At 39.5% G+C, this 21,672-nt stretch carries 16 protein-coding genes; 9 read left to right on the plus strand and 7 right to left on the minus strand.

Going from position 1 to position 21,672, the window contains the following annotated elements; translation table 11 throughout:
• Positions 1–42 precede the first annotated feature (42 nt).
• Positions 43–1,638 carry an ABC-F family ATP-binding cassette domain-containing protein gene (locus ACO6S2_RS11230; RefSeq protein WP_422358645.1) on the minus strand — a complete coding sequence of 532 codons (1,596 nt, stop codon included), beginning with the start codon at positions 1,636–1,638 and terminating at the stop codon, positions 43–45.
• 99 nt (positions 1,639–1,737) lie between these two features.
• Here ACO6S2_RS11230 and ACO6S2_RS11235 point away from each other — a divergent pair, with 99 nt between their 5' ends.
• A complete protein-coding gene (locus tag ACO6S2_RS11235) occupies positions 1,738–2,955 on the plus strand; it encodes an NAD(P)/FAD-dependent oxidoreductase (protein ID WP_422358646.1) in 1,218 nt (405 codons plus the stop codon).
• Here the strand turns inward: ACO6S2_RS11235 and ACO6S2_RS11240 are convergent.
• Positions 2,944–3,678: a pseudouridine synthase gene (locus tag ACO6S2_RS11240; RefSeq protein WP_422358647.1), complete on the minus strand. Its 735-nt coding sequence runs from the start codon at positions 3,676–3,678 to the stop codon at positions 2,944–2,946. The genes ACO6S2_RS11235 and ACO6S2_RS11240 overlap by 12 nt on opposite strands.
• A gap of 95 nt (positions 3,679–3,773) precedes the next feature.
• On the opposite strand from ACO6S2_RS11240, the gene ACO6S2_RS11245 reads away from it, so the two are divergent.
• The 3 genes from ACO6S2_RS11245 (at position 3,774) to bglX (ending at position 7,704) form a co-directional block, all read left to right on the plus strand.
• Positions 3,774–4,574, plus strand: a complete 801-nt coding sequence (locus ACO6S2_RS11245) for a DUF481 domain-containing protein (protein WP_422358648.1) — start codon at positions 3,774–3,776, stop codon at positions 4,572–4,574.
• Positions 4,575–4,640: 66 nt separating this feature from the next.
• Positions 4,641–5,330 carry a head GIN domain-containing protein gene (locus tag ACO6S2_RS11250; protein ID WP_422358649.1) on the plus strand — a complete coding sequence of 230 codons (690 nt, stop codon included), beginning with the start codon at positions 4,641–4,643 and terminating at the stop codon, positions 5,328–5,330.
• A 121-nt stretch (positions 5,331–5,451) separates the two neighbouring features.
• Entirely contained in the window at positions 5,452–7,704 is a 2,253-nt protein-coding gene (gene bglX / locus ACO6S2_RS11255; RefSeq protein ID WP_422358650.1) for a beta-glucosidase BglX, read from the plus strand.
• A 17-nt stretch (positions 7,705–7,721) separates the two neighbouring features.
• Here the strand turns inward: bglX and ACO6S2_RS11260 are convergent, their stop codons facing one another.
• Positions 7,722–8,081, minus strand: coding sequence for a LytR/AlgR family response regulator transcription factor (locus ACO6S2_RS11260; RefSeq protein ID WP_318172083.1), 360 nt, complete (start codon positions 8,079–8,081; stop codon positions 7,722–7,724).
• A gap of 244 nt (positions 8,082–8,325) precedes the next feature.
• Between ACO6S2_RS11260 and ACO6S2_RS11265 the strand changes: the two genes are divergently transcribed.
• On the plus strand, positions 8,326–11,091 hold the full coding sequence (locus tag ACO6S2_RS11265; protein ID WP_422358651.1) for a phosphoenolpyruvate carboxylase: 2,766 nt from the start codon (positions 8,326–8,328) through the stop codon (positions 11,089–11,091).
• Between the two features lie 151 nt (positions 11,092–11,242).
• Here the strand turns inward: ACO6S2_RS11265 and ACO6S2_RS11270 are convergent, their stop codons facing one another.
• The gene (locus ACO6S2_RS11270) at positions 11,243–11,401 is read right to left on the minus strand and encodes a hypothetical protein (RefSeq protein WP_422358652.1); all 159 of its coding nucleotides are present in this window, start codon (positions 11,399–11,401) and stop codon (positions 11,243–11,245) included.
• 302 nt (positions 11,402–11,703) lie between these two features.
• On the opposite strand from ACO6S2_RS11270, the gene ACO6S2_RS11275 reads away from it, so the two are divergent.
• The 4 genes from ACO6S2_RS11275 to ACO6S2_RS11290 all read left to right on the plus strand — a co-directional run bounded on the left by ACO6S2_RS11275 (position 11,704) and on the right by ACO6S2_RS11290 (position 16,771).
• Positions 11,704–12,165, plus strand: coding sequence for a MarR family winged helix-turn-helix transcriptional regulator (locus tag ACO6S2_RS11275; protein WP_422358653.1), 462 nt, complete (start codon positions 11,704–11,706; stop codon positions 12,163–12,165).
• A gap of 132 nt (positions 12,166–12,297) precedes the next feature.
• Entirely contained in the window at positions 12,298–14,694 is a 2,397-nt protein-coding gene (locus ACO6S2_RS11280) for an efflux RND transporter permease subunit (protein WP_422358654.1), read from the plus strand.
• Positions 14,695–14,756: 62 nt separating this feature from the next.
• Positions 14,757–15,542 carry an outer membrane lipoprotein-sorting protein gene (locus tag ACO6S2_RS11285; protein ID WP_422358655.1) on the plus strand — a complete coding sequence of 262 codons (786 nt, stop codon included), beginning with the start codon at positions 14,757–14,759 and terminating at the stop codon, positions 15,540–15,542.
• A 2-nt stretch (positions 15,543–15,544) separates the two neighbouring features.
• The gene (locus ACO6S2_RS11290; RefSeq protein ID WP_422358656.1) at positions 15,545–16,771 is read left to right on the plus strand and encodes a hypothetical protein; all 1,227 of its coding nucleotides are present in this window, start codon (positions 15,545–15,547) and stop codon (positions 16,769–16,771) included.
• A 48-nt stretch (positions 16,772–16,819) separates the two neighbouring features.
• Here ACO6S2_RS11290 and ACO6S2_RS11295 read toward each other — a convergent pair whose 3' ends face one another.
• The 3 genes from ACO6S2_RS11295 to ACO6S2_RS11305 all read right to left on the minus strand — a co-directional run bounded on the left by ACO6S2_RS11295 (position 16,820) and on the right by ACO6S2_RS11305 (position 21,588).
• Positions 16,820–19,204, minus strand: a complete 2,385-nt coding sequence (locus tag ACO6S2_RS11295; RefSeq protein ID WP_422358657.1) for an ABC transporter permease — start codon at positions 19,202–19,204, stop codon at positions 16,820–16,822.
• Between the two features lie 231 nt (positions 19,205–19,435).
• Positions 19,436–20,140 (minus strand): hypothetical protein, encoded by a 705-nt coding sequence (locus ACO6S2_RS11300; protein WP_422358658.1) that lies wholly within the window; start codon positions 20,138–20,140, stop codon positions 19,436–19,438.
• Between the two features lie 38 nt (positions 20,141–20,178).
• Positions 20,179–21,588, minus strand: a complete 1,410-nt coding sequence (locus tag ACO6S2_RS11305) for a CCA tRNA nucleotidyltransferase (protein ID WP_422358659.1) — start codon at positions 21,586–21,588, stop codon at positions 20,179–20,181.
• Positions 21,589–21,672 lie beyond the last annotated feature (84 nt).

A 21,672-nucleotide genomic window follows, 5' to 3' on the forward strand; every position in this document is an offset into this window, starting at 1 on the left:
CGGTTGATCTGAGTGTTGAGTCAACTAAATCAATGATAAATATTAATCAGTTGCTTGAATGCTACTCATGTATTCATCAAAAGTGCTCAGCTTGTCTACATAGCCATCAGGCTTCAAATCTATAATTCTGTCAGCAACGGTTTGTACAAACTCATGGTCATGAGAAGTAAATAAAACCGTTCCTGGGAAATCCTTCAAAGCATTATTGAATGCCTGGATAGATTCTAGGTCTAAATGGTTAGTAGGTTCGTCAAGTATCAATACATTGCCACCTGCAAGCATCATTTTTGAAAGCATACAACGCACTTTCTCACCTCCTGATAATACATCGCACATTTTGAATGTTTCTTCACCAGAGAAAAGCATTTTGCCAAGGAATCCACGTATGTAAACCTCGTCTTTTTCTCCGTCAGAATATTGTCTCAACCAGTCTATTAGGTTTAGTTTCTCTTTGAAGTATTCAGCGTTTTCATTGGGAAGAAAGGCTTTGGTGATGGTCTGACCAAATTTATATTGTCCGCTGTCTGCTTTCATTTCCTCATTCAAAATCTTGAAAAGGGCAGTCGTTGCCAACCCATCTTTAGCTAGGAAGGCAATTTTATCACCCTTGTTGACAAAGAAATCTAGGTTGCTGAATAGCGGTTTGCCATCCAATGATTTCGATAGTCCTTTGACCTCAAGAATTTGATCACCAGCTTCTCTATTTTGATTAAATATAATGGCTGGATATCTACGTGAAGAGGGTTTGATCTCTTCAATATTGATTTTGTCTAGCAACTTCTTTCTGGAGGTAGCTTGCTTAGATTTGGCTGCATTGGCGCTGAATCGAGCAATAAAATCCTGCAGCTCCTTTTTCTTTTCTTCCGCCTTTTTATTAGCTGAAGTTCTTTGGTTCAGTGCCAGCTGACTCGACTGATACCAGAAACTATAGTTTCCAGTAAATACATTGATAGCGCTAAAGTCTATATCTGCTGTGTGTGTGCAAACCGTATCCAGGAAGTGTCTATCGTGAGATACCACGATGACAGTATTTTTAAATTCAAGTAAAAAGTCTTCTAACCAGGAAATGGTATTGATGTCCAGGTCGTTGGTAGGCTCATCTAGAATCAACACATCTGGGTTTCCAAAAAGAGCCTGAGCCAAAAGGACCCTTACTTTTTGGTTACCATTCAGATCTTTCATCTGTCTGTAGTGATCATCTTCTACAATCCCTAAGCCACTCAATAAGGCCGCTGCATCAGGTTCAGCATTCCACCCGTCCATCTCTGCAAACTTTTCCTCTAGTTCAGATGTTCGGATACCGTCTTCTTCAGAAAAATCAGCTTTGGCATACAAGGCATCTTTTTCTTGCATGATTTCCCATAGGGTACCATGACCTTGCATTACGGTATGGATGGCTGTTTCTTCATCAAAAGCGTGGTGATTTTGAGATAACACTGCTAGCCTTTTCCCTGGGTCCAAAACAACCTGACCGGAATTTGGTGAAATTTCCCCTGAGAGTATTTTCAGAAACGTTGATTTACCAGCGCCATTGGCTCCAATCACACCATAGCAATTGCCTTGGGTGAATTTGATGTTAACCTCGTCGAACAAAACTCGCTTGCCGTATTGTAAAGAAACGTTATTTACTGAAATCATATCTACTGTAATTTTGAAGGCGCAAAGTTATTCCTTTTAATGGGCAAAAGAAAAATAAGTTCTAATATTGGCTTTGTACCAAAATAGAAACACTTCAATATGAAAGTAGCGGTAATAGGAGGAGGTGCTGCAGGTTTTTTTGCAGCTATTTCGTGTAAGGCACATCATCGGGAGGCCATTGTATCAATTTTTGAAAAATCATCTAAAACGTTGGCTAAAGTAAAAGTGTCTGGTGGAGGGAGGTGCAACGTAACGAATGCTTGTGAACAACAAGCTGATTTTTTACGTCATTACCCCAGGGGACAAAAACAATTGAAGAAGACCTTCAATTATTTTAATAGAAAGGATACAATTGAATGGTTTGAGAGCAGAGGGGTACAACTAAAGGCTGAATCCGATGGGAGGATGTTTCCAGTGACTGATGACTCGCAGACTATCATAGATTGCTTGCGAAATGAAGTTGAGCGCTCCAGTGTTTTGTTGTTTAACAAAAAGGGCATCTCAGGGCTGAAACCATGTGCTCATGGCGGGTTTGAACTCTCCTTTGAGTCGACGGATGCTGATTACTTCGATTTTGTTATTATAGCTACTGGAGGGAGTCCTAAACCCACAGGTTATGATTGGCTGCGCCAACTGGGACATAAAATTGTAGAACCTGTGCCATCATTATTTACTTTTAACATTCCTGAGGAAAAGAAGCTTAAAGCCTTAATGGGTTTGGCTATTCCTAATGCCGTAGTAAAGATTCAGGGAACTAAAATGGTGCAAGAGGGACCCGTATTAGTTACGCACTGGGGATTGAGTGGACCAGCCGTGCTTAAATTATCTGCCTGGGGAGCCAGGCAATTGTCTGACATGAATTACAACTTCAAGGCTCAAGTGAATTGGACAGATGGAATGAATGAAGAGGGACTCAGACAGCGAGTGGTAGGTGTGTCGGAGAAAGAATCGAAAAAGAAAGTACTCAATGCAAAACCAATTGATATACCCAATCGACTTTGGGAATACTTATTGGATAGGATAGATCTGGACAAAGACACCGTTTGGGCAGAAGTTAAAAAGAAGGACAAAAATCGCTTAGTCAATATTTTGCTCAATGATGAATATGCTGTAGCAGGTAAGACTACTTTCAAAGAGGAATTTGTGACTTGTGGTGGTGTAGATCTGTCGGAGGTGGATTTTAATACCATGCAAAGCAGGAAGTTGCCGAGTTTGTTTTTTGCTGGAGAGGTATTAGATGTAGATGGTATTACTGGTGGATTCAATTTTCAGGCGGCATGGTCCACAGGTTTTGTGGCAGGAAAATTAGCCCAATAGTCTTTTATCAAAGTTTAATGTTTCGATCATTCTGACAAATTCAGGATGAGGGTGAGCTTCAATCTCAATCGGTTTATCCGTGATTGGATGAATAAAGCCAAGAGATCTCGCATGCAAAAGCATCGTGTTCATATTCCATTGCTCTAAAAAGAATTTATTCTGCTTGTTGCATCCATGTGGGCGGTCTCCTATGATGGGATGAAAGATATGTGCAAAGTGCTTTCTTAACTGATGCATACGGCCCGTCTTAGGTTTGGCTTCTACCCATGAATATCGCGAAGTCGAGTGCTTTCCAAAAGGCACATCAATTTCGGTTTTGTTCAGTGTGATATAGGCTGTTTGAGCATCCTGAGTCTTACCCTTGTCATTGGTGAGTGAATAGTCAATCAACCCTTCAGGTTCGGTGAATCCTCTTAGAATAGCCCAGTAGTTCTTATTGATCTCCTCTTTCTCGAATACCCCACGAATGGCCGATAGTGCTGGTTTGGTTAAAGCAAAGAGTAGGACACCGCTGGTTTTTCTATCTAATCTGTGAGCCGGATGTACATGTTGACCGATTTGATCACGTAATTGTTGCACGGCAAACTCATCGGCATTGGTGGCAATTTTGGAACGATGTACCAGTAGTCCATGAGGCTTATTGATAGCCACATAGTGTTCGTCTTGAAACAGAATCTGAAGCTCTTTATTATTTGTTGGATCTACCACCTTTGCATCTGTCATCCACAAAACTAAAAGTTTATAGACTCTATTACTTCTATAGTTTGTCTGTTCAAGGAAGTATTTCTATTTTGAAGGAAGAACTAGGCTTCCTTCCTATGAGATTTGTCTTTTCGTTGATTGGATTCATTGCTCTACTTTCTGTTGAGACAGCACAGGCTCAAATTTTGAATATCAATACACGTGACGTTACCTCTGATTCTTCCAACTATTGGTTAGGCTGGTTCGACTTTTATTTTGAGGTTGATAACAGAAGCCCAACTCCAGATGAGGATGCTTCCCTTCTTTCTTTGGAGGCTACTTTAGACCTTATTTATGTCTCAAAATCACATGCTTATTATCTGTCTGGAGATATCAGTCACTATGAAGCAACAGGAGATCCCGTAATAAGCACAGGATATGCACATGTAAGGATTGATCTAAATAGAAAAAAGAGACTTTCGACAGAGTTGTACACACAATTCAACTTTGACCACAGCAGACATCTTCAGCTTAGATATCTTTCAGGAGGAGGGTTGAAGTATAGGTTGGTAGATAGAGAGGAGATTGAGTTTGATATTGGGACAGGCTTTTTCTATGAACATGAAAAATGGAAGGATCTTGTTATAGAGGATTTCTATGTGACCAACAATATGATCAAATCTTCATCCTATTTCAAATCCAACATTGAATTGACAGATCATGTGAACTTGGCTTACATTACGTTCTATCAAGTTGGATATGATGAGAATATTGAAGCTCTTAGGAATCGAATAAGTGCGCAGATTCAATTGGAGTTTGAGTTTTCAAAACATTTTATGTTTATGATCGAAGGGATCATTCATTATGAAGACAAGCCTATCATTCCGATCAACAAAACTATCTACGGTATTAAAAATGGGTTGAGATATAAATTTTGATTGATGCAACCATTCGTTTTTTGATTTGGTCTTTGGTTTAAATTTTAAAACTCAAAGTATATAACTATGAAAAAGATAATCATGCTTATGATGCTCCTTTCAACTACCATGATAGGGGTGGCACAGGAAAAAGAAACGAGGAAATTTGATGATTTTAGCTCAATTGAAGTCGGAGAAGCTATCGAACTTATCATTACTCAAGGAGATAAAAATGAGGCCGTGGTTGAAGTAGATGATATTGACTTAGATGATGTAATTACGGAAATCAGGGGGTCTGAATTGAATATCGAACGAAAGAATTCAAACCGAAACAATTCCAATAATAGAGGAGAAGTTGTGGTTCGCTTGACTTATAAAAACATTGATGAAATATCAGTAAGCTCTGCTGCGTCAGTTTTTTCAAAATCTAAAATAAAAACTGACGATTTCGAAGTAAATGCAAGTAGCGCTGGACGCATAGAATTGGACCTAGATGTGTCTGATTTGGAAGTGAACGTAAGTAGCGCAGGGAGTATTGAGCTTTCTGGGACTTGTGCCTCTTTGGATTTGGATGCGAGCTCCGCTGGTAAATTCGAAGGATACGATTTGATGTGCGGAGCTATCAAGGCAGATGTCAGTTCGGGAGGTTCTGGAGAGGTTTCGGTGAAAGAAAGGCTTGAAGTGGATGCTGGAACCGGTGGTTCTTTGTATTATAAAGGTGACCCTGACAAGGTATTGGCCGACAGCAATCTGGGAGGTAGAATACAGAAGAGATAAGTACAAGGTTTTATTCTTAATAAAGGTAGGGGGTAGTTCTAAAGAATTACCCCCTTTTTATGTTATAAATCCCATGGTTGCTTGGCTGGTATTTTTTTGAATTTTGAGTAAAATCTAAATTATGAGAAGACTAATTCTACCATTCGTTGTCACCCTTGGTTTGTTTGGCTGCGAGCCAAATCAACAAGTTGTCGAAGGCTCTTTGGAGCAACAAATTGATTCTTTGATGTCAAAAATGACATTAACAGAGAAAATTGGGCAAACTGCACAGCGCGGTACTTCTAGTCGAGTGAAAGGTGCCTTGTCTGAAGAACTTAAGACGGCCGTAAGAGAAGGTAGAGTGGGTTCATTGATCAACGTGATGAATAAAGAGTTTGTTGATGAACTCCAACGAATAGCGGTAGAAGAAAGTCCGAATAGAATTCCACTCATTTTTGCTCGAGATGTTATTCATGGATTTAAAACGATTTTTCCAATTCCGTTGGGACAGGCAGCTACCTGGAATCCCAGACTTGTCGAAGATGGAGCAAGAGTTGCTGCTGTAGAGGCGAGCACCTATGGTGTACGTTGGACCTTTGCTCCTATGCTGGATATAGCTAGAGATCCTCGGTGGGGCAGAATAGCTGAGTCACCAGGGGAAGACCCATTTCTGGCTTCTGAATTATCAGCTGCCTATGTAAGAGGTTTTCAAGGGAAGGATTTGACGGATCCGTCGAGTATGGTGGCGTGCGCCAAACATTTTGTGGGTTATGGAGCCGCCGAAGGAGGACGTGATTACAATACGACTATAATCCATGAGCCGCTACTACGTAATGTATACTTACCTCCGTTCAAAAAAGCGGTGGATGCCGGGGTTCAAACTTTCATGTCGGGGTTCAATGAACTGAACGGGGTTCCGGTATCTGGTAATAAGTTTTTATTGGATCAGGTATTAAGGCAGGAGTGGGCATTTGATGGGTTTGTAGTTAGTGACTGGAATTCGGTCACAGAAATGATTGCTCATGGTTACTGTGAGGATGAAAAAGACGCGGCTTTCAAAGCGGCTAGAGCTGGAGTAGATATGGAGATGACCAGTCAGTCGTATGATAATTATCTTGAGGAACTTATTAATCAAGGAAAGTTGGATGAAAAGGAGCTCGATCGAATGGTTCGTTCCATTTTACGAGTGAAGTTAAGGATGGGATTGTTCGATCAGCCTTATCGTATGGAAAATGAGGACGCCATTCTTTCAGAAAGTCATTTGGAAAAAGCTAAACAAGCAGCATTGCAAAGTATAGTACTGTTGAAGAACGAAGATGGTGTGTTGCCACTGAAATCCTCTCAAAAAATTGCCGTCATAGGCCCATTGGCAAATGCACCGTTGGACCAACTGGGCACTTGGATATTCGACGGAGATCAGGATGATTCAGTGACGCCTTTGACTTCTTTGTTGGATAAGCTTGGAAAACAAAACGTAAATTCAGTACCTGGTTTAGGTTTTAGTAGAGACCGGTCAGTTGCACGGTTTTCAAAAGCGATTAGGGCTGCTGAACAAAGCGATGTAGTTTTATTCTTTGGTGGCGAAGAGGCCATTTTGTCTGGAGAGGCACATAGTCGAGCACATATTAATTTGCCTGGTGTTCAGGAAGAACTGATAAAGACCATTCGAGCGAAGACTAAAAAGCCAATTGTTTTGATCATTCAGGCTGGGAGACCAATTGTGCTTGAGAATATTATCAATGAAGTAGATGCTGTTTTGATGGCCTGGCATCCAGGTACTATGGGTGGGCCGGCTATAACTGATGTGTTATTGGGTGAATTTAACCCTTCAGGTAGATTGCCAGTGACTTGGCCCAAATCAGCAGGACAAGTGCCAATTTACTACAATTATAAGAATACAGGACGACCGGCTAGTGAAGCTTCATTTGTTGGGATAGATGATATTCCTGTGGGAGCCTGGCAGAGTTCTCTTGGCAACAACTCTCACTATTTAGATGACGGATTTAGACCACAATACCCTTTCGGGTACGGATTGTCATATACGAGTTTTGCATATGGAGACCTCAATATATCGAAAGATACATTGGGTTCAAATGATGTACTTAAGGTAAGATTCGAATTAACCAATACAGGTACGTTACCAGGTGCAGAGACTGTGCAAATGTATATTCGGGATCATGTAGGGTCTATTACTAGGCCGGTAAAAGAGCTGAAGAATTTCCAAAGAGTAATGCTGAATCCTAAGGAATCAAAAGTGATTGAATTGACTATTGATAGCTCAGACTTGAAGTTTTACAATGCTGAAAATCAATTTGTGTTGGAGCCAGGACAGTTCTCTGTCTATGTTGGAGCCAATGCTCAGTCAAGCATAAGAAAGGATTTCTGGGTTAAGTGATGAAGAGGATTGGTGGACTACGCCTCCATCACCTCTTTTACAATTTCTTCTAATTGCTCTGGACCTTCGAATGGCTTGCGAACGTATTTTTTCACGTCGATTTTGAGCTCATCTGTTTCGTATTCCAGGTGCGAAGATACGATTACGATTTTTGGTTTCTCTTCTAGAGTAGAGATCGTTTCATATCCGTCCAAATACGGCATTTCAATATCAAGGAATAAAACTTGAGGCTTCAGTTTTGATACACCTACGGCACCATCTATTGCACTACTGAAAGTACCAACCAAGTCTATACAATCTACTTTTTCAGCTAATTTTTTGAAAATTTCGAGATAAACCAAGTCATCATCAATTGCAACGCATCTATATTTTTCCATGAATAGTCGTGGTGGTGTAGTGTTAATTAAAAAAGCAGTTCAATCTTAACCAATTTATTTAAGTAATCGAAATTTACTTTCACAAATTAGTACTGCATCTATAATATCTTCAATGTAATCTTGATATGTTTATTGTTTAACAATTTCAAATTATTTTATGAGTCCTTGCAATATTTCTCTAAATTGCAGTAACATTTAACAACAATAAGCCCAATTTTATACAATATTCATAATTTAATTGGGAATGAATTCAATATTAGCAGAAGTAAAGGAAAGACTTGGAAAGCCATATGAGGACTTTGAGTTTTTACTAGAGTGTTTGAAAGAGGTATTAATTGAGAATGGTGAAGAAACTATTGCTAATGAAATTCCTTTTATCAACAAGTATCCTTTTGAAAATGGCACCCAGATGTCTGACAAGCATATACAGATGTATTCGCTCGTTTTTCAGTTGGTGAATATGGCTGAGGTTAATGGTGCGGTTCAGCATCGTCGTTCGGTTGAGAATGAAAAAGATTTCACTTCAGTTAGCGGTCTGTTTGCCAACAACATAAAAAATTTATTAGATGAAGGGGTGACTGAAGAAGTCATTTTGGATAAAATGCCTCAGATGCAGATTGAGCCAGTCCTCACCGCTCATCCAACAGAAGCGAAGCGTGCGACCGTTTTAGATCACCATAGAGATTTGTATTTGCTACTTGTCAGCTTAGAAAACAAGATGTTTTCTAAGAAGGAACTGATGAACATCCGTCATAATATCAAATTGACGCTATACAGATTATGGAAGACTGGTGAGATCTATATGGAGAAGCCAGATCTAAGTTCTGAACTCAGAAACATCATTCATTATTTGGTGAACGTCTTCCCGGAAGTAATTCCCGTTCTTGATAGACGATTGATACAGGCATGGAAGGCTTGCGGTTTGTCTAAACAAAATTTGCTTGATCATCATAGCTTTCCCAAAATCAGTTTTGGTAACTGGGTAGGTGGTGATCGGGATGGTCATCCATTGGTAACGGATACGGTTACTGCTGAGACTTTGGAAGCGCTACGTTTGAATGCGTTTGTGGTTATCCGAAGAAAACTTATCGCATTGGTGAAGCAATTGAGTTTTGCCTGCGAGTTGAATGAATGTGACACACAGCTCAAATCGAGAATTGATGAGATGGTTGCTGAGTTAGGTGAAATAGGAAACGAGGCCCTAGAAAGAAATAAGGGAGAAGCATTCCGGCAATTTTCAAACTTAATATTGGCCAAGCTACCAGTAGATACGCAACGTGGACATGCAACACAACTTTCAGAGCATGCAGGTAGCTATAGATTTGCCTATCAAATGCTTGACGATCTTGATTTGCTAAAAAAGAGTCTATTGAACTATGGAGCGAAATCAATTGCCTATGATGATGTGAATATTACCATCAGAAATGTACAGACTTTTGGTTTTCATCTTGCCAAGCTGGACGTTCGTCAAAACAGTGCCTTTCATGATAAGGCCATTGAGCAACTTCTGCAGGCGGCACAATTTGAAGAAACCAATTTCTCCGAGTGGAGCGAAGAAAAGAGGCTTGAATTTTTAAATAAAGAATTGAAGTCTAATAGACCATTCACACATCAAAGCGCTGAATTAGGGGAAAATGCACAGGCAGTGCTGTCGTGCTATCGTGTAGTAGAAGCACATGTGTCCAAATATGGAGGAGAAGGTATAGGGTCATTTATCGTCAGTATGACCAGATCACTTTCTGATTTGTTGGCTGTTTATCTATTAGCTAGAGAGGCTGGATTGACCAAGCAAATTGAGGAGGGGTTAGTTTGTGAAATTCCTGTGGTTCCGTTGTTGGAGACTATTGAAGATTTAGAAAATGGTCCTGTAATTTTAGAGGGCTTCCTGAATCATGACTTTACAAAAAGAAGTCTGGAGCATTTTAGAAAAGTAAGAAACTATAGAAATCTCAGACAGCAGGTAATGGTTGGATATAGTGATAGTAACAAAGACGGAGGTATTATCGCGAGCCAATGGAATTTGTATAAAGCTCAATTTAAGCTGAGCGAAATAGGAGAAAAGCATGGAGTGAAAATCACTTTCTTCCATGGTAAAGGAGGGTCAATTAGTAGAGGTTCCGGGCCTACTCATTATTTCATAAAAGCCTTACCGTATCAAGCTATTCAAGGAAATGTGCGATTGACTGAACAAGGTGAAACTATCGCTCAGAAGTATGAAAATAAGGTAAATGCGGAATACAATCTGGAGCTTTTAGTAGCTAATTCACTTTCCAGAACGATTCTAGATGAAAGAAGTGAAAGAGCATATCATCCATTGGCAGATGTATTAGACCATTTGGCGAAGCAAAGTAAGGACCATTATGAAGCTTTGACTCATCATGAAGGTTTTATTCAGTTTTTTCGTCAGGCTACACCAATTGACGCGATTGAAACAAGTAAGATTGGTTCCAGACCTGCCAAGAGAACGGGTGCCAATTCGTTAGATGACTTAAGAGCTATTCCTTGGGTGTTTTCATGGAGTCAGTCCAGGTTCCATATGACCAGCTGGTATGGGGTGGGGACCTCTCTAAATAATCTAAAAAATTCGAACCCCGAAGATTATAAAAAATTTAAAGAGGCAACTAAGAAGGACTCCTTTATTAGATATGTACTGACTAATGTAGATACTAGCCTTGCAGCCACAGACGAGAGCGTGATAGAGGCTTATTCAGATTTAGTCGATGATGATAAAGTTAAAAAGGAGTTTTCAGAAATGTTCTTGTCTGAACTACAGCTGACTCGCGAGTTACTGTTGGATCTCTTGGGTGAAGAAATCCAGGTAAGAAGAGTGAATCATTATTTTTCAAATCACTTGAGGTCACCATTGATGGCTCATTTGCATGAGAAGCAGATTGAACTACTTAAGGTTTGGAGAGCAGATAGAGCAAGTGGAAAAGATGTAAGCGATATGCAGCGCGAGTTAATGCTAACGATTAACGCCATTGCTAGTGCCATGAGGAACACTGGCTAAAATAAAGGCACAAAAAAACACATTCATATCATAAATGTGTAATTAGATTGAAGGCAGGTGGAAAAGGGGTGAAATCCTTCACAGTTCACCTCAGTAAGACGTAAACAAAAACTAAAAAGAGATCCAGCGGATCTCTTTTTTTATGTCTTTTTTAGGAAAAGTTATTGATGTAGGTCTTGCACTGATCTTCACCTCCGATGAACATGATGCTATGACCTTTTAAAACAACCCACGACTTCTCGTCTTTGTTGAATTTCAATTTGAGTGATTTGCTGGTGTCTTTAGTTCGGGAAAATAGTGCCTGTAACATGGGTAATTGGTTTAGATATTTCGTAACTGTGAATTATTATAATTCAAATATAAATAATCATATTGAATAAATAAAATAAAATGTAGAAAAAGTACAATTTACGACAATTATTGTCTGAATATTGCTTAAATACATAATCAAAGTACAATTTGAGAGTATTTTGAGTAAAAGGGTAGACCAATTCTTGTCTAATTTTAAAAAAGACTGAAATACCAAGTAGAAGGTTGTTGAACTTTTGAGAAGGAGGAATTCAACTATCTTTGTAAATTATATGTTCAAATCAAAAAGGGATTGATAGCACCATGAAAGAGGAATTAATGGATGATAAGATTTGTAAGTTTACGCAATGCTTGGAAGCGTTATTGATGAAAATGCAAGAAGCTGACAACACTTGCATAGAGCTTTCTAAAGATATCAGCAAGCGCGACTTTTCCGTTTTGACCTTCCTAGGAAAAAATCATGATGTGATCATGCGTGATATCGCAAGTTACTTAGGTATCCCGGTGAGTACTACCACTGGAGTGATCGACAAGTTAGTTGAAAAGGGCTATCTGAAACGCTATCATTCAAAGGAAGATCGTCGTACAATCAAGATAGGTCTAAGCAAGTTCGGTCAAGATTCTTTTAACCTGCTTCAAAGTACTTTACATCACATGGGAGGAGCCATGCTTGGCGGACTTTCTGAAAAGGAACAAGGCGAACTCATTCACCTGCTTGAAAGGATTTCAGATAATCTTGTCAACTACGTTCCCACCGCAAAGTAATATTCCTAAAAATTAATATTACGAATTTCGTAATATATTGAAACCATAGTATTTGGTTGCCGTAATAGTGACCCAACCAGGGTGATCTATTATTTATTGAGAAGCACCCGCTCATTCAATAACCAGATACTAATGACAAAAGCAATCAACGAGTTCCAGGAAAAGGGACAACAAAAAGTGATCAGCTTCGCTAAATGGGTAATTAAGTGGAGGTGGTTAGTGTTGGTGGTGAGTTTAGCACTCACTGCTTTCATAGGAAGTGGAGGCCGAAACGTAGGCTTCAATAGTGATTATCATGTTTTCTTTAGTGATGATAATCCTCAGATGTTGGCATTCGATGCCTTACAAAACAAGTACACTAAGGACGATAACGTTTTCATAGTCATTGAACCCAAGGATGGGAAAGTGTTTACTAAGGAAACATTGGCTGCAGTTGAAAAACTAACTGCGGATTCGTGGCAGACTCCATATTCGACTCGGGTAGATGCCATTACTAACTTTCAGCACACCAAGGCTGTCGCAGATGATTTGTACGTAGATGATCTGATTCAAAATTCCGCGGACTATGCGCCTGATCAGATTGAGGCGGTAAAGCAAATTGCCATTGATGAAATTCTTTTAAAAGACCGTTTGATCAATGAGGACGCCAACCTGACGGCCGTGAATATTACAGTGCAGTTGCCAGGTGAGAATATGGAAGAGGGCTCGGAAATCATTGCCCATGTTCGGGAGTTGGCTGCCAAATTCGAAGAAGAGAACCCAAATCTAAAAACCTACCTTTCAGGAATGATAATGCTTTCAGGAGCATTTCAAGAATCTGCCTATGGAGATATGCAGTCGCTGGTTCCACTGATGTTTTTAGTAGTTATAATCACTATTTTCATAACCACAAGAACACTTTCAGGAACATTCGCCACATTACTTGTCATCATCATGTCAATCATGACAGGAATGGGTTTTGCAGGCTGGTTTGGAATTATGTTGACGCCACCTTCCTCGGCAGCCACTACCATTATTATGACTTTAGCAGTGGCTGACAGTATTCATTTGCTCATCACTTTTATGCAAGGCATGCGCAAGGGATTGACCAAACATGACGCATTGGTAGAAAGTATAAGAGTCAATTTTTTACCGGTGATGATTACTAGCCTGACTACCGTTATTGGATTCTTGTCAATGAATTTCAGTGATTCTCCGCCATTCCACGATTTGGGTAATATTACCTCTGTCGGAATGTTGGGAGCCTTCACCTATTCGATTTTCACTTTGCCAGCTTTGATGGCTATTCTTCCAGTGAGAGTTAAAGTAAAACAAACGGATGAACCTGATGTTCAAATCAATTCTTTCTTTGGTCGATTGGCTGAGTTCGTTATTCAAAATGACAAGAAAGTACTTTGGGGGTCCATGGCTGCTTCCATTTTGATTACGCTATTGATTACCAAAAATGAGTTCAACGAAGAGTTTATTAAGTACTTTGATCAAGAGGTGCAATTCAGACAGGATACTGATTTCATTTCAGAGAACCTGACAGGGATCTATACCTTAGAATTTTCACTAGGATCAGGAGAAGAGGGAGGTATCAATGACCCAGCTTATTTGAAGAAACTAGAGGAATTTGAGTATTGGCTTGAAGCAAAACCTGAAATAGTCCATGTAAGTGCTTTTTCTGAGATTGCTCGACGCATCAACAAGAGTATGCACGGTGATAGTTTGAGCTACTATCGAGTGCCTGACAGTAGGGAAGAAGCCGCTCAATTCTTGTTACTCTATGAAATGTCCCTGCCATTTGGTTTGGATCTGAATAACCAAATCAATGTGGATAAATCAGAGACGAGACTTATTGCCACGACCACTAACCTTTCTTCTAAAGAGTTTATTGCTTTAGGGCAAGAAGCGCAAAATTGGTTGAGTATGAATGCACCTGCTGAGATGTACTCTGATGCTACCAGTACGGCTACCATGTTCTCTCACCTGACCAAAAGGCAGGTGGATAGTATGATGAATGGAAGTATTGCCGCATTGATTCTGATCTCCGTGATCTTGATGTTTGTGCTAAGAAGTTTTAGACATGGTTTGATCAGCTTGATTCCCAATTTATTGCCTGTAGCCGTGGGATTCGGTGTGTGGGGTGTGACGAACGGAATCATCAATGTAGGAATCTCTATCGTGTTTGGTATGACACTTGGAATCATTGTGGATGATTCAGTGCATTTCCTTTCTAAATATCTAAGAGCAAGAAGAGAACTAAACAAGAGTAAAGAAGAAGCAGTTCGCTTTGCATTTGATACGGTGGGCAAGGCACTGGTAGTGACTACCATTGTTTTGGTAGCTGGTTTCGCGATTCTCGCCCAGTCAAGTTTTGGGATGAATAGTGGAATGGCAAAAGTTACCGTGTTGATCATAACGTTTGCTCTAGCACTGGACTTTTTATTGCTCCCAGCACTATTGCTCAACATTGGAAAAAGCACCAAATCTAAAACAAATACACAGTCTACAACGGTAGATACAGGACAGCTAAGTCCGGTTTAATTATATCAGTTTTAATAAATGGGATTGGGCCTAAGCGCCTGATCCCTATCAATCACATCACTATGAAAAAAACAATCAAAACGATAGCCTTGCTGTTGATCGGTGGATCATTGGCCTGGGCACAAACTCCCGAACAAAAAGGATTAAAAATTGCTCAGGACGCTTCTAAATACGATGAAGGCTTTGGGAGCTCAGAGGTTAATCTGACCATGACATTAAAAAACAAACATGGACAGGAAAGCACAAGATTTCTTTCAACACAGACACTAGAATTGATTGAAGACGGAGATAAATCACTCATCGTGTTCAATAGCCCAAGGGATGTAAAAGGTACATCTACTTTGACTTATACACATAAAGAAGGTTCGGATGATCAATGGTTATACTTACCATCTATCAAAAGAGTGAAAAGGATCTCTTCAGATAACAAGTCAGGGCCTTTTATGGGTAGCGAATTTGCCTACGAAGATTTGTCTTCTCAGGAAGTAGAGAAATACACTTATAGGTATATCAAGGATGATAACATCAATGGAGAAGATGCTTATGTAATTGAAAGAGATCCTGTGGATCCAAAGTCTGGTTATACTCGTCAATTAGTATGGTTGAATAAATCAAATTATAGACAGGAGAAGGTTGAGTTTTATGATCGTAAGAATGTATTGCTCAAAACGCTGACCTATTCTAATTATAAGGTTTATCTGGATAAACATTGGAGAGCAGGTGAGTTCTTGATGGTGAATCACCAAACAGGAAAAGAAACCACTTTGAAGTTTGAGGATTACCAGTTTAAGATAGGTTTGGCTGAAGCTGATTTTTCTCAAAATAGCCTGATAAGGGCTGGTAGATAGCCATGAAAAATACGAGTAGTTTAGGTTGGTTTTTTACTATACAGCGGGCAATAGTGCTCGCTGTATTCCTTTTCTCGTCAACCTCGGTAAGTGGCCAATCGGAGAAAGTATATACTGAGTTTTCCGGAAATGTGAGTTTCGAATACAGATACTTTTTACAGGATGGATTATATCTAGGACAAAAGGATCATTTTCCTGCTATGAGTATTCAACCAGAATACTATATGGAATGGCAGGGAGGAAAGTACATTTTAAACTTCACAGGATTTGGACGTGTGGATTTTACTGATTCAGAACGAAATCATCTTGATATACGTGAGCTTTATTTTCAAACGGTAAATAACAATTGGGAATTTAGTTTTGGATTGAAAAAGATTTATTGGGGGGTAACGGAAGCGGCTCATTTGGTAGATATTATTAATCAGACGGATAATTTGGAGACCTTCGATGGTGAGCAAAAGTTGGGTCAGTTTATGGCGCATTACTCGTACATGACCAATTTTGGGACTTTTGATCTTTTTGCGATGTCCTTGTTTAGAAAAAGAAGCTTCCCCGGAGTGAATGGACGACTTAGAACGCCTGACCCTATTCAAACGAATGAATTGACCTTTGAGAGCGACATGGAAGAGTCTAGGCCAGAATTAGCCGTTCGATGGTCGCATTATTTTGGTCCGGTAGATATAGGAGTCTCACATTTTTATGGAACTGGTAGAGAACCCATAGTGAGTTTGGCAAATGATGGAACACTTCTTGGTATATACCCTGTAATCAATCAAACCGGACTTGATCTTCAAGCTACTACAGGGCCGATACTTTGGAAGTTTGAATCGATTTTCAGGAGGAGTGACGTTCAAGATATGAAGGCCTTGGATGTTGGGATCGAATATACTTTCGGAAATATCGGAGGTAGTGGGATTGACCTTGGTCTTTTAGGCGAATACCTATATGATGATCGAGGAGATATAGCATTGAACAGCCTGCAAAGTGATGTTTTCTTAGGAGGAAGATTGGCTTTCAATGATGTACAGAGTACCGAATTTTTGTTTGGTGCAATTCTGGATGTTAACCGAAGTACACGCTTAATTAGTCTGGAAGGCAATCGTCGTTTTGGAGATTCCTTCAAAGCCAGTGTAGAGATGAGGTTGTTTCAGAATGTCAGTGATGAAGAATTCATTTACCTGTTCAGACAGGATGACTTTCTAAAGTTTGAACTGGGGTGGTACTTTTAAATAGTCAACAATCGGGTTGACTTAAAAGCAACCCGATTGTTGAAATTTCTATTCGTATTTTAGGCTTTCAGCCGGATTGGAAGTAGCTGCTCTCAAGGCGAAAAATCCGGTGGAAAGAATTGTGATGACCATGGTTATCAATAGAACACCAACGAAAATTAGATAATCAACTTCCACACTGTACTCAAAGTTCTGCAACCAGTTTTGTCCAAAGTACCAAGCCACTGCAAAAGCTGGAACGGCTCCAATACACACTAGAATCAAAAAGTCTTTGATTAGTAATTGAATCAAACCGCTCACATTAGCGCCAAGTACTTTCCTAATGCTTATTTCTTTGGTTCGTTGTTCTGCCGTGAAAGAGGCCAACCCAAGTAACCCCATACAGGAAATTATGATGGTCATAAGCGAAAACCCAAGAAACAGATTGCCTCTGAGTTGATCGGTTTCATATTGCTGTTGAAATTCTTCATCCAAATAAGTGTAGTCCAATGGAAGATTCGGAAAAACTTCAGCCCAGCTTTGTTTAATAGAAGCCACCGCTTCTTTCTGGTTCTTGTCAATTTTGACCAGGGCATTATTGTTGTTCAACCTTGGGAAGAACATAATGGGTTCTATAGGGTTGTACAAAGATTGTTGATGGAAATCTTTCACTACTCCAAGTACTTTGAAATATGTGGTAGTATCTGGTCCACCCATCATCTGAAATCGCTTACCAATGGGCTCTGACCAGTTAAACCTTGTTGCCATGGCCTCATTGATTATTACGGAAGACGCCGTGTCAGACGGAAATTCTCTTCTGAAATTTCTTCCCTTTTCAAAATCAATGCCAAGGGTAGGGAAGTAGTCATAGTCTACTGCATACATATTGACTCCTTTCTCTTCAAAACCGCCTTCTTCCATTTCTACTCTCATCAAATTTTTACCAAACCCCTGTCCAGGCCTTGAATTTGAGGTAGCAGCACTTCTGATATTAGGATCTTGCAATATCTTGTTTCTGAGGACATCCCACTTACCCCGTTGTTCGCCATTGGTAAAAGTGAAAGTGATTACTTGATCTTTGTCAAATCCAAGGTTCTTACTGCTTACGAATTGCATTTGATCATAAATGATTCCTGTACCGATCAACATGAAGATGGAAATCGAAAACTGAATGACCACCAAGGTTTTTCTTAGAAAAGCATTACCAGACCTTTTGCTTTTTCCTCCCTTTAGTACTTCTGCCGGTAAAAATGATGATAAGTAAAAAGCAGGGTAACTTCCTCCAAATACGCCTGCAATCAGAAGGATCAGCAGCATCATCCCGATCAACATGGGTTGTGCCAGCATGGATATTTGAAGGTTAATTCCTAATGCATTATTTATAATAGGTATACTTAGAAATACAATGATCATACTCAACACAAATGAGCAGATGGTAATTAAGACAGATTCTGTGAGAAACTGGCCAATTAGCAATTGACGACCTGCGCCCATTACTTTTCGAATACCTACCTCCGTGGCACGTTTTACAGATCTCGCTGTAGCCAGATTCATATAATTGATACAGGCAATAAATACCATGAAAATACACACAGCAGAGAAGATGTAGATATATGTAATATCTCCTAGTGGTTGTGGTTCGCCTTGAAAATCAGAGAAGAGGTGAATGTCTCTTATATTGATTAACTCATAAACTATAGTGATGTTGAATTGGGCAAATATGGGTGCCACATGCTCCTGAATTACTTCATCGAGTTTAATTTCAAAAGCGTTTGCGTCTGCTGTAGGGCTCAGTAGGATGTAGGTGAATATATTGAAACCTCCCCAGTTATTGTTAGCCATGTTAGGGCGGTTGTCTACCGAAATTAAAACATCGGCTATTAGGTGAGAGTTCTTGGGCATATCTTTGTATACACCTGTGACCTGAAATAAATCTCCACCATCCACTCGAAGAGATTTCCCAATTGGGTTTTCTCCTTTGAAAATTTTATCGGCAACTGTTTTGTTTAGCACTAAGGACTTAGGAGCAATCAAAGCTGTTTCTGGATTGCCAAGAACGAATTCAAATGTAAATACATCAAACAGCGTTGAGTCTACGTTGTAAACATTTTCTTCAAAATAGCTAATATCATCTATCGTGAGCTCAGTTCTTCCGTTATCCGAAAATCGAACATACTGCTCTACCTCTCCAAATTCGCTAACCAATTTTTGTCCTAGCGGGTTTTGAGTTACAGCCCAGCGGAAAGCATCGTCTGTTTCTTTGATGTCCGAGCTGACACGATAGATTCGATCAGCCTTTTCATGGTATTGGTCAAAGCTGAGTTCGTTGTGCAGGTACAAAATGATAATAAGACTCGAGGATATTCCTATAGTAAGCCCGACGATGTTGAGCGCAGTGTATCCTTTTTGTCTTCCTAAATACCTGAGTGCGGTTTTTAAATAGTTTTTTAACATTGGTTGAGTTTTTAATATGAACTAGCGTCTGCCAATTAGAATGCCAGAAATTCTAAGTATTAGATTTTCAGGTAGTTGTTGAGGTAAACCGTTGACTTAACAAGGGAATCGTTCATTTTTGCTACACCTTAGTGTACGTTTTTGAGCACAATCCTATTTAAAGACAAACCATAAAACAAAAAAGCCAATCCAGAAGTGGATTGGCTCTTAATAATTTTTTCAAAGGTTGGACTACTTCCCAGCCTTACTGAGATTAACCTGTGCCAATTCAAACCCGGGAGCAACCTTTAAGGCCTCAAGAAAAAGTTCTTTTGCTTTTGGTATATCTTCGTTTCCCTGAGCGATCAGGCCTTGTAAGTTGAGCAGCGCGGCACGCATAGAAACTTCCTGTTGTGTTTGGTCTAGTTTAGTGAATCTCATTTTTATTTCATCAATATCGGTCCTCTTTAAAAGGATGTCTACTGAAGTGCTAGATTCTGTATACCTGTTTAATTCATATTGCATAAAGGCAATTTGGTAAAGCGTGCGGCTATTGTTGTTTTTCAGAAAGAGCTTTTCATAATTTTCTAAGGCTTGATCTTTTGCTCCAAGCTGATTAAACGCGATAGCACCTAATTCAAGTGCTACCTGATTGTCTGGATTCATTTTAAGGTTTTCTCTGGTAACCAAGGCCACGGAAGGCATCTGATTCATCTCATAATACATGTAGGCAAGGGAATCCAGTACGGCAGATTGGTTGTTGCTATAGAAGAGCAAATTATAAAGCGCCATTCTCGCAACAGATGGATCATTAAATTGCATCGCCAATTGGTAAATGGCTGCGTTTTTCTGCACATCTACATCAATAAAATTGAGTGAATCAGCTGATTGTGCAGTGGTGTCGTTGCTATGAAGAATTCCTCCCCATACAACCAAAACAAATAGTATTTTCTTCATAATTATTTTTTGAAAGTGTGCAAGCTACTGGCTTAAGATCAATTTTCCAATCCTCTTGACTTTGCTATTTCCTGCATTAGCATTTCTGCTTGCTCTTTGTTGTTGTCTATTTTTCCTTCGAGTATAGCCTCTCTGATTTCATTTTTTATTTCCCCAACGATCCGCGAAGGCTGTAAATTGTAACGTTCCATTATTTCTTCCCCTGAAATTGGAGGTTGGAAATTTCGAAGCTTATCCCTTTCCTCCAGTTCCACTAGTTTTTGTTTCACTTTTTTAAAGTTGGAAAGATATCGTTTGACTTTATTCGGGTTTTTAGTGGTGATATCTGCATTACAAAGGGTCATCAAATCATCCACATCATCTCCAGCTTCAAAGAGCAATCGTCTAATGGCAGAGTCGGTAATTTCATCTCTTACAAGTGCAATAGGTCTCAAATGAAGCTTGACCAACTTCTGGACGTACTTCATTTTGTCATTCATTGGCAACTTCATACGCTTGAATATACCAGGTACCATTCGGGCGCCTTTATCTTCGTGTCCGTGAAAAGTCCAGCCTGCTTTTTTATGGAACCTTTTTGTTGGAGGTTTGGCAATATCATGCAAGATGGCAGCCCACCTTAAGTACAAGTAGTTGGTGTTTTCAGAGATATTATCCAAGACTTGCAAGGTGTGGTAAAAATTGTCCTTATGTGCTTTACCATCTCTAGTCTCAACGCCATGGAGGGCTATCATTTCCGGGAAAATATGGTGCAATAGTCCACTTTGAAAAAGTAACTTAAAGCCATAACTTGGGGTTGGAGATAAGATAATTTTATTCAACTCATCAATAATTCTCTCTTGAGAAACGATTTTGATCCGGTCGGCCTGTTTGATGATAGAATCAAAAGTGTCAGCTTCTATATCAAAATTGAGTTGACTGGCAAAACGAATAGCCCGCATCATGCGCAACGGATCATCTGAGAATGTTATAGAAGGGTCAAGTGGTGTGCGAATGATTTTCTTTTTCAAATCATTCACACCATCAAACGGATCTACCAGTTCTCCATATCCTTCATTACTGAGTTTTATCGCTAATGCATTGATGGTAAAATCTCTTCTGTTTTGGTCGTCTTCGAGCGTGCCATCTTCTACGATTGGTTTCCTTGAATCTCTCTGATACGATTCCTTTCTAGCACCTACAAATTCAAGCTCGTGTGCTTTATATTTTACCATGGCTGTACCAAAATTTTTGAATACAGAAAGATTTTTGCAATTCAATTCTTGCGCTACTTTTTTAGCAAGGCTGATACCACTGCCCACAGAAACAAAATCTATATCTTTGGATGGCCTATTGAGAATGATGTCTCGTACAAATCCACCGATTACATAGGCATCAAGGTTAATTTTAGTGGCGCACTTGGCTACCGTGGAGAAGACTTCTTCTGGTAAGAGGTGTGATTTTAAATTCAATGACTAAAGCTTTGCTCAAAATTAATTTTAATTTCTTAATAATGAGATAATACGTTTTGTCATTGTTGAATTAATTTCGTGAGT

This window comes from Reichenbachiella sp., from assembly GCF_965233835.1.
Taxonomy (GTDB): Bacteria; Bacteroidota; Bacteroidia; order Cytophagales; family Cyclobacteriaceae; genus Reichenbachiella.